General features: G+C 32.6%; 7 protein-coding genes and 2 pseudogenes. 8 read left to right on the forward strand and 1 reads right to left on the reverse strand.

Going from position 1 to position 9,860, the window contains the following annotated elements; all coding sequences use genetic code 11:
* Positions 1 to 242: 242 nt before the first annotated feature.
* Positions 243 to 1,778 (reverse strand): PQQ-binding-like beta-propeller repeat protein, encoded by a 1,536-nt coding sequence (locus AFK68_RS24200; protein ID WP_246844425.1) that lies wholly within the window; start codon positions 1,776 to 1,778, stop codon positions 243 to 245.
* A 263-nt stretch (positions 1,779 to 2,041) separates the two neighbouring features.
* Between AFK68_RS24200 and AFK68_RS24205 the strand changes: the two genes are divergently transcribed.
* The 8 genes and pseudogenes from AFK68_RS24205 to AFK68_RS24235 all read left to right on the forward strand — a co-directional run bounded on the left by AFK68_RS24205 (position 2,042) and on the right by AFK68_RS24235 (position 8,801).
* Positions 2,042 to 2,506 (forward strand): hypothetical protein, encoded by a 465-nt coding sequence (locus tag AFK68_RS24205; RefSeq protein WP_168186632.1) that lies wholly within the window; start codon positions 2,042 to 2,044, stop codon positions 2,504 to 2,506.
* Positions 2,507 to 2,558: 52 nt separating this feature from the next.
* Positions 2,559 to 2,818: helix-turn-helix domain-containing protein (locus AFK68_RS35475; RefSeq protein WP_168186633.1), on the forward strand; the 260-nt coding region annotated here is incomplete at its 3' end.
* Position 2,819: 1 nt separating this feature from the next.
* Positions 2,820 to 3,466 (forward strand): annotated as a pseudogene (locus tag AFK68_RS24210) (RNA-guided endonuclease InsQ/TnpB family protein); the annotation flags it as partial.
* A 44-nt stretch (positions 3,467 to 3,510) separates the two neighbouring features.
* Entirely contained in the window at positions 3,511 to 4,179 is a 669-nt protein-coding gene (locus AFK68_RS24215; protein WP_371357537.1) for an RNA-guided endonuclease TnpB family protein, read from the forward strand.
* A 122-nt stretch (positions 4,180 to 4,301) separates the two neighbouring features.
* Complete coding sequence (locus tag AFK68_RS24220; RefSeq protein ID WP_094675761.1) at positions 4,302 to 6,374, forward strand: thioredoxin domain-containing protein; 2,073 nt, start codon at positions 4,302 to 4,304, stop codon at positions 6,372 to 6,374.
* Between the two features lie 481 nt (positions 6,375 to 6,855).
* Positions 6,856 to 7,206: pseudogene (locus AFK68_RS24225) on the forward strand (element excision factor XisH family protein); the annotation flags it as partial.
* 5 nt (positions 7,207 to 7,211) lie between these two features.
* On the forward strand, positions 7,212 to 7,532 hold the full coding sequence (locus tag AFK68_RS24230) for a XisI protein (RefSeq protein ID WP_371357538.1): 321 nt from the start codon (positions 7,212 to 7,214) through the stop codon (positions 7,530 to 7,532).
* 321 nt (positions 7,533 to 7,853) lie between these two features.
* Entirely contained in the window at positions 7,854 to 8,801 is a 948-nt protein-coding gene (locus tag AFK68_RS24235) for an endonuclease NucS domain-containing protein (protein ID WP_094675765.1), read from the forward strand.
* Positions 8,802 to 9,860 lie beyond the last annotated feature (1,059 nt).

The raw sequence follows: 9,860 nt of genomic DNA on the forward strand, positions 1-9,860 counted from the left end.
ATTTTATTAATATCATTACACTTTTTTGTAGTGCTATAGGTTGGAGGTACTAGATTTTTAGGAGAAGCAATTTGTCATAATTTTAATTAAAAAAAGGAATAGGGAATAGGGAGTAGGGAAGAATAGGAGACTTGAAAAATATTCTCTCTCAACAGAAGAAAATTTTTATTATGCTTAATTAATGAAACTTGATATTAATCCTCCGTATATCTGTGGTAAAAATATTTGTCGATCAAACTACTTCAACCAAAACTATATAACCAACCATCTCTGCCACAAATTCTAATAATTCCATCCCAAACAATAGGAGTAGATTCAAAAGAAACTTTACCAGCAAATTTGCCAGCTTCTTCTACTATTAAACGAAAAAATTCTCCCTTGTTATTAGGTAAAGCATTTTTATCATCAGGTTGAGCAGTTTCCCAATTTAGATTAAACAGATAAACTCCATTATATCCGGCAGTTACTAATTTATTTCCATCAGTAAAAATTGGTGTTGAAATAGAAGGTCCTATTTTCTGCTTAAATACAATTAAAGGAGTATCATAATTAAATTTTTTCAAAGGTCCTTTAACTTGATTTCCTGTGGTTAAATCTTGTGAACCAATATATAGATATCCATCAATAGCATTAGTAGCAAATAATGCTGGAAATTCACCATAATTATTATATTCATCATTCAATGCTACCGACCCAATAATTCCTCCTAACCAACTATTAAATTTAATATTACCTGTAGGTAGGAACCATTCGACACTTTCCTGGGGTGTTTTATTAGGATTTAATTTTACTACTCCACCATTTCCCGGAATATATTGTTTTTCAATAGCACAAAATAATTTACCCGATTTAGAAATAGCAACAGTACCATCTAAATCTGAACCTGTATAAAAATCCCAAACTATCTTTTTACTCTCAATATCAATACCATAAATATGACCGGAACCTGCTGCTAAAAATATTTGATTATTGAGTCTAGCAGGAGATGATTCTGAAACAAGATTTCCCCCTTGTCTTCTCGCATCACTATCTACATAAAGTTTGACTTCAGATAATATTTCTGGCTGCTTAATACCAGATTTAATTTTAGCTTTATTGGCAGAACTATTAAGAAAATAACCAATAGCATTTTCCCCAGCATTGAAAATTAAACCATTTCCCAGTGGCAAAGCAGAACTATCATTATCTCGGCTATAACTACGAGTTTTTCTAATATTAAGTTGCCAAATTTCTTTGCCAGTTCTAAAAGAAATAGCCCGAAAACTAGGAGCAATTCCTTTTTTTGGTCTACCTGTTCTACTACCTTGTAAAATTACAATGCGATTCTCTTCATTAGCAGTTTCATCAATATAAATAGTACCCGAACCTTTAATCACATCATCAAATTTATATTGCCAAACTTCCTGATTATTCGCAATATCTATTTTGCGTAAAAGATAGTCATAACCGCCAATAACTAAATAAGTTTTTCCTCTATCTTTAGTAATAGTTGGTTGTCCCGTCCATCCAGCTCCACTCCATACTTTTCTGGTTTTACCAACATAAGTTACACCCGTTCCTAGTTTAAATTTATCTAGCACTTGAAAATTTTCTGGTGTACCACGACCATAAAATCTTCTTTGGTCATTTCCCAAATATGTTGGAATTAATAAATCAATTTCTGGGTCGAGATAAGCAAAAAATTCTTTAACTTTATTTTCTAATAAATTTTCTGATAAGTTGAGATTCAGATATTTTGACAATATTGGTGCAATTCCCATTCCTAGAGAAAATTGCATAGTGAGTTTATGGAAATTTCTTCTTGAGTAATTCATAAATTATTGGGGAAGGAAAAAATAATTTCAGTTATCAGTTTTTAAGGTAAATTTCTTTGGCTAAAAGAAGATTTATGTGAGGTAAATATCTGGTCTATTCCCTCTGACTAAAAATAGCAAAAAATCAAATAGCTTTGCTGGGAAAACTAGCAGTTATCTCCAGCAGAAGGTAAAACTAAAAATCTTTCATCGTTCCGAATATTGGGAAGTTAATATATAGGTAAATTTTGATGATAAAAATCTCTGGTCTACGCCTTCTGGCTAACAACACAAAACCATTCTACAACTCCGGTGAGAGAAAAACTCGTTATTTCCGCCATAAGTCACCAGTAAAAATGTTTCATTTTCCCGAATATTTGGGAATTAAGGTCAACATATATTTATCTGACTCAAAGAATGTTTTTGTCAGTCAAATATTTAGTCTACTCCCTCTGACTAAAAACAGCAAAAAATCAAATAGCTCTGGTGGGAAAACCAGAAGTTATCTCCAGGAGAACGAAAAAGTAAAAATGTTTCATTTTCCCGAATATTTGGGAATTAAGGTCAACATATATTTATCTCAGTCAAAGAATGTTTTTGTCAGTCAAATATTTGGCATACTTCCTATCGGGAAAAATAGAAAACTATCAAACAGCTCTAGTTTTACCAGAAAATTGGGTTTAAAGCCTCGCACTTCTAGGGCGACTTTTTAGTTGTTTTTTTCAACAGATATGTTATCATGTTGTTAGTCTCTTTCCTCAAGTTATGAAAGCTAGATTTAAGTATCGTATCTATCCAACGCCGGGGCAAAAATACCGATTAGCCAAGCTATTTGGCTGTGTCCGTGTTGTTTGGAATGATAGTCTAGCTTACTGTCAACAGAAGTATAAATTAGGAGAAAAAAAACCTACTAATTCAGAACTACAAAAGCTTTTTATTACTCAAGCTAAAAAGACTGAATATAGAGAATGGCTATCAGAAGTTTCTGCTATACCATTGCAACAATCTTTAAATGATTTAAACCANCGATTAGCCAAGCTATTTGGCTGTGTCCGTGTTGTTTGGAATGATAGTCTAGCTTACTGTCAACAGAAGTATAAATTAGGAGAAAAAAAACCTACTAATTCAGAACTACAAAAGCTTTTTATTACTCAAGCTAAAAAGACTGAATATAGAGAATGGCTATCAGAAGTTTCTGCTATACCATTGCAACAATCTTTAAATGATTTAAACCAGGCTTATCAAAACTTTTTTCAATCAACTAAAGGTGAGAGAAAAGGTAAACCTGTTAAACCTCCGCGATTCAAAACTAGAAAGTCAAAGCAAGCAGCTAGGTTGACAAAAGGAGGTTTTAAACTTGGTCAGCATAAAGTCTATTTAGCTAAGATTGGACAGTTGAAAATTGTTTGGTCAAGGGAACTACCCGCTATTCCATCATCAGTAACAGTAATCAAAGATTCAGCTAATAGATATTTTCTGAGCTTCGTAGTAGAAACTTGTGCCAAACTGTTGCCTAAAACTGATAATTCAGTAGGTATAGATTTAGGAATTAAAACTTTTGCTACATTGAGTAATGGTCAAAAAATTGATGCGCCTAAACCCTTGAAAAAACGGATTAAGAAGTACAGAAAATTAAGCAAATCATTATCTGACAAAACTAGGGGGTCGAATCGNTAGATATTTTCTGAGCTTCGTAGTAGAAACTTGTGCCAAACTGTTGCCTAAAACTGATAATTCAGTAGGTATAGATTTAGGAATTAAAACTTTTGCTACATTGAGTAATGGTCAAAAAATTGATGCGCCTAAACCCTTGAAAAAACGGATTAAGAAGTACAGAAAATTAAGCAAATCATTATCTGACAAAACTAGGGGGTCGAATCGTTATGAAAAAGCTAGGCTAAGAATAGCTAAGTTCCATGCTAAATTGAAAGATACAAGGACAGATTTTTTGCATAAATTATCCACTAAAATAATTCGTGAAAACCAAACAATTGTTTTAGAGGACTTGAATGTTTCTGGAATGATGAAAAACCGTAAATTATCCAGAGCAATATCTGATTTAGGTTGGCGAGAATTCCGAACGCTTTTAGAAGGAAAAGCTGAAAAATACGGTCGTGATTTTAGAGTGATTAATCGTTGGGAGCCAACATCTCAAATTTGCTCTAGCTGTGGATTCAAAGGTGGAAAGTTAGACCTTTCAGTTAGGGAGTGGGAATGTTTGAACTGTGGTACAAAGCACGACCGTGATGAAAATGCAGCAATAAACATATTAGTCGCGGGCGGGCAGTCCGAGACAAAAAACGGACGTGGAGGCAAGCATAAGACTACCGCCAAGGTAGCAGCAGTCAATGAAACGTCAACCCGCCGAGGAGCTAAGGCTCGGTAGGAATCCCTGTGCCTTTAGGCCGGGGAGGATGTCAAGTTATAATCTTCAGCAAAGTTGATTATCCATACTTAAAAACACTCAGATAATTGACAATATTATCCGTAATTAAGGGAAACATTAATATGACTAATCGTTTAGCTAAATCCCAAAGTCTTTATCTTCGCAAACACGCAGAAAATCCTGTAGATTGGTGGCCTTGGTGTGAGGAAGCTTTAGAAACTGCAAAGCAACAAGATAAGCCGATTTTTCTATCAATTGGTTATTCAAGTTGTCACTGGTGTACTGTTATGGAAGGAGAGGCTTTTTCTGATGAGAAAATCGCTCAATATTTGAATGAAAAATTTTTACCAATTAAAGTAGATAGGGAAGAAAGACCTGATGTAGATAGTATCTATATGCAGGCATTACAAATGTTAACTGGACAGGGTGGTTGGCCGTTAAATATATTCTTAACTCCTGATGATTTAATACCTTTTGTTGGTGGTACTTATTTCCCTGTTGAACCTCGTTACGGACGACCAGGATTTTTAGAGGTTTTGCAAAAAATTAGAGGTTTTTATGATTTGGATAAAAACAAACTTGACTCTTTAAAAACGGAAATGTTAAATGGTTTAAGGCAGTCAGTTTTATTACCAGAAGCAGAAGATTTAAGCGAAGAAGTATTACAAAAAGGTTTAGAAGTTAGTACAGCAATTATTAGCGATCGCTACTCTCAACAAAGTTTTCCCATGATGCCTTATGGTGAAGCAGCTTTACAGGGAACAAGGTTTAATTTTGAATCTCAATATAACGGCAATGAAATTTGTTTAAAAAGAGGATTAGATTTAGCTTTAGGCGGAATTTATGACCATGTTGCGGGAGGTTTTCATCGTTATACGGTAGATGCTACTTGGACAGTTCCCCACTTTGAAAAAATGCTCTACGATAACGGTCAAATTGTTGAATATTTAGCTAATTTATGGAGTGCAGGATATCAAGAACCAGCTTTTAAACGAGGAATTATTGAAACAGTAAATTGGCTAAAAAAAGAAATGACTGCACCTGCCGGATTTTTCTATGGTTCCCAAGATGCTGATAGTTTTACTACTCCAGATGAAGTCGAACCAGAAGAAGGAGCTTTCTATGTTTGGAGTTATAAAGAATTAGAAAATTTGTTAACCTCGGCAGAATTATCTGAACTATCAGAACAATTTTTTCTTACCTCTAAAGGCAACTTTGAAGGAAAAATTGTTTTGCAAAGAAAGGAAGCAGGAGAGTTAAGTGAAACTGTAGAAAATTCTCTATCTAAATTATTTGAAGTGCGGTATGGTGCTAAACCTTTTAATCTAGAAACTTTTCCACCAGCAACAAATAATTACGAAGCAAAAAATAATAATTGGTCTGGCAGAATTCCCGCAGTAACAGACACTAAAATGATTGTTGCCTGGAATAGTTTAATGATTTCTGGATTAGCAAGAGCAGCCACAGTATTTAACAACTCAGAGTATCTAGAATTAGCCATTAATGCTGCTAATTTTATTATCAAAAATCAGTGGATTGATGGACGTTTTCAGCGACTAAATTATGAGGGAAAACCAGCAGTAATTGCCCAGTCAGAAGATTATGCTTTGTTTATTAAAGCATTACTAGATTTACAGCAAGCTTCGATTAGTTTAGAAACTTCATCAAATAGTGATTTATGGTTAGAAACAGCAATAAAATTACAAGATGAATTTGATGAATTTTTATGGAGTCTTGAAGCAGCAGGTTATTACAATGCTTCTACAGATGTTAGTGGAGAATTAATATTACGAGAAAGGAATTATATTGATAATGCAACTCCGGCAGCAAATGGCATAGCAATTGCTAATTTAGTACGTCTATCTTTGCTAACTGAAGAATTACATTATCTTGACAGAGCTGAGTCAGCCTTAACAGCTTTTAGCAGCATAATGAAAAAATCTCCTCAAGCTTGTCCGAGTTTATTTGTTGCCCTAGACTGGTACAGAAATCAAACTTTAGTCAGAACTTCTGAAGCAGAAATTTCTAATTTAATTACTCAGTATTTTCCTACTGCTATTTATAAGAGAGAAACTGATTTGCCAGAAAATTCCGTAGGGTTAGTTTGTCAAGGTTTGATTTGTAAAAAACCATCTTTAAGTCAACAGGAATTATTAGAACATTTAGAGCAAAGTCAAAATCGTTGGGCGAAATAAGAATTTGTTAGGTTTAAGGTAGTAGGTNAAATTTCTAATTTAATTACTCAGTATTTTCCTACTGCTATTTATAAGAGAGAAACTGATTTGCCAGAAAATTCCGTAGGGTTAGTTTGTCAAGGTTTGATTTGTAAAAAACCATCTTTAAGTCAACAGGAATTATTAGAACATTTAGAGCAAAGTCAAAATCGTTGGGCGAAATAAGAATTTGTTAGGTTTAAGGTAGTAGGTGTTATGTGAGATAAATAATTTAACACCTACTACTCAAGAAAAAAAGCAAATAAAATAAAACTTTTGATTTTGTGACCAAAAAATAAGGTTTTAAGACTCCCGTTTTAAGAGGATGAAAAATTTTCAATTGAGTATTTCCAGCCTCTGGAAAAAGCTGCGAGTTACTGATAACTGATAACTGAAATAACAATCTATGTCAGCTAAAGATATATTCCATAATACTGTTCGTTTAGCCTGAGAAAAAAAGAGATGGATAATTACTCACGACCCTTTATTTATTAAAGTAGAAGAGCTAGATTTTTTTATAGATTTAGCAGGATAAAAATTTATAGGAGCAGAGAAAGATGGTCTCAAGATTGCTGTAGAGATTAAATCTTTTATTGGTGCATCAGATTTAACCAGCTTTTATGGAGCTTTAGGTCAATTTCTTAGTTATCGTTCTGCTCTTAGAAAAAAACAACCAGAGAGAGTTTTATATTTAGCAATTAGCCAAGATATTTACAGTGATTTTTTCAGCAATCAATTTATTCAAGAATTAATTGCTGAACATCAACTCAAATTAGTAATTTTTGAAGTGATGAAAGAGGAAATTGTTTTATAGAAAAAATAAATTATCAAGAATTAGTTCAAACTATTTTGACAAAACACTCAAGTAATGACTTAGATAAAGACACAGAAGTACAATTAATTTTTGACACAAAACGGGAGCATTATCAAGTAATTAATTTAGTATGGAAAGAGCAAAAACTAGTTTATGGCTGTGTTATTCATGTTGATATAAAAGAGGGTAAAATTTGGATTCAGAGGGATAGAACTGAAATAGGAATAGCAAATGAGTTAGTAGCTGCTGGAGTTCCTAAAAAAGATATTATTTTAGCTTTTAAAGCTCCCTATTTACGTCAATTTACTGAATTTGCAGTGGAATAAGCGATACCATAAATCATATTTTAAAGTGAGAAGTTGCATTGAACTTAAACGTAGGTTTGGTTGAATTACGAAAGTAAATTATTTCAGCCTACAACTAAGGGTATTTTTGCCAAAAATTATTTCAATAAAATCATAAAAGGATTAGTTATTTGATTTGTTCGGTGATTAATATCACTGTTGCTGTTGACTAAATGAGTATAAAACTATCTCTAAATTTTAGATTTAATTATAAAGCAACCCTAAATTGGTTGTAAGATTTTCGCTTGGGTTTGGAGACCAAATCCCTACAGTTTTTTTCACAAATTATTTCTTATAGCTATTATGTTGAGTAACGCATCTTTAAAAAAGAGCGGCAATGGATGGGAATTTGCTAGTGAGGAAATTTTAGAGGATTTTCTTTATGAAAATTTGGAAATTTTACTGGGTTTGAATGTCTTAGACAGACAATATATTGTGAATAGTCAAAGGTGCGATATTTTAGCTTTTGATAGTCAGAAAAAATTAGTAATTTTAGAGTTAAAAAATGTTGAGGATAGGGGAATTGTTCAACAGTTGACTCGTTATTATGATGCTTTATTAGATGAGAAACCTTTTAGTGACAAAGTTGATTATCAACAACCTGTAAGATTAGTAGCAATTACTCCTAGTTTTCATCGGGATAATTTTACAGATAGAAAGTATCATACTCTTGACTTTCAGTTTTTAGAGTTTTCTGTTATTCAAGATGAGGATAAGTTTTATCTCTATTTGAGAGATGTTGATAATGGAGAGATTTCAAAGGCAATTCTTCCTTATCAAGAACTAGAAAATGATTTAGATTTACCAGCTCCACCTAAAGCACTTTTGAAAGTTGTAAATAATTTAGATTCTCAACAGCAGGAAGAAGTATTGAAGGTTCGACAAAAAATTTTGGGGTTTGACACTAGGATGCGAGAATTTTATTATGCTGGGAGTGTTAGGAGATATGGTAATGGTAATAATAAAACCAGTAAATTTTCTGCTGAATTTTGCTCAAATACTAAAGGTGAATTAATATTGTTTCTATGGCTACCTTCACAAGATAATAAAAGAATAGTAAGAACATTAGTATATACAGATTGGAAAGGTGAATTAATTATTGTAGGTACTTGTCGTAAAGGAATTGGTGTAATAAATGTACATGGAGTAATTGGCTTAAATAATGTCGGTGATACACCTATAGAAACTGATAATAAATCTCTAGGTTCATTAGTTGATTTAGCACTCCAAAAATGGTTAGAAAGAATTTGAAAAAAAATTCTAGCAATCGTCAATCATTTCTGAAAACAACTGTAATAGTCNTTAGCACTCCAAAAATGGTTAGAAAGAATTTGAAAAAAAATTCTAGCAATCGTCAATCATTTCTGAAAACAACTGTAATAGTCTGGTCTTTTCATCCGATTTTTACTAGGGCAAAGAAGACCAAACCCCTACAATAAAATAGTACAAATTCTGCAGATATGGAGTAATTTCAGGATTGTCAAAAACGATGGGAAGCAACAACAGGAGAAGAATTAAAAACAGAAGTTTGAGATGCCGATAAATCTCTAGACTCATTAATTTATTTAGCACTCCAAAAATGGTTAGAAAGAATTTGAAAAAAAATTCTAGCAATCGTCAATCATTTCTGAAAACAACTGTAATAGTCTGGTCTNAAAGAATTTGAAAAAAAATTCTAGCAATCGTCAATCATTTCTGAAAACAACTGTAATAGTCTGGTCTTTTCATCCGATTTTTACTAGGGAAAAAAGACCAAACCCCTACAATAAAATAGTACAAATTATGCAGATATGGAGTGATTTATGGATGATAAAAAACCAGAGGAAGTAATGGCATGACAAGACTTAAAAACAGAAGTTTGAGATGCTTATAAATCTCTAGAATCATTAATTGACTTAGCACTCCAAAAATGGTTAGAAAGAATTTGAAAAAAAATTCTAGCAATCGTCAATCATTTCTGAAAACAACTGTAATAGTCTGGTCTNAAAGAATTTGAAAAAAAATTCTAGCAATCGTCAATCATTTCTGAAAACAACTGTAATAGTCTGGTCTTTTCATCCGATTTTTACTAGGGTTGAGAGACCAAACACCCTAGGATAAAATAGTACAACTTATAAAGATATGGAGTGATTTAAGGATTGTCAAAAACTATGGGAAGCAACAACAGGACAAGAATTAAAAACAGAAGTTTGAGATGCCGATAAATCTCTAGAATCATTAATTGACTTAGCACTGCAAAAATGGTTAGAAAGAATTTGAAAAAAATTTATAGCGATTGTCAATGACTTGTGAAAAAAAACTGTAATTTTC

Source organism: Hydrocoleum sp. CS-953, assembly GCF_002260545.1.
Taxonomy (GTDB): Bacteria; Cyanobacteriota; Cyanobacteriia; order Cyanobacteriales; family Microcoleaceae; genus Trichodesmium.

Coding starts and splice junctions, on each gene's coding strand:
- AFK68_RS24200 (WP_246844425.1), bottom strand. CDS start 1,778: ATGCAATTTTCTCTAGGAATGGGAATTGCACCAATATTGTCAAAATAT.
- AFK68_RS24220 (WP_094675761.1), top strand. CDS start 4,302: ATGACTAATCGTTTAGCTAAATCCCAAAGTCTTTATCTTCGCAAACAC.
- AFK68_RS24235 (WP_094675765.1), top strand. CDS start 7,854: ATGTTGAGTAACGCATCTTTAAAAAAGAGCGGCAATGGATGGGAATTT.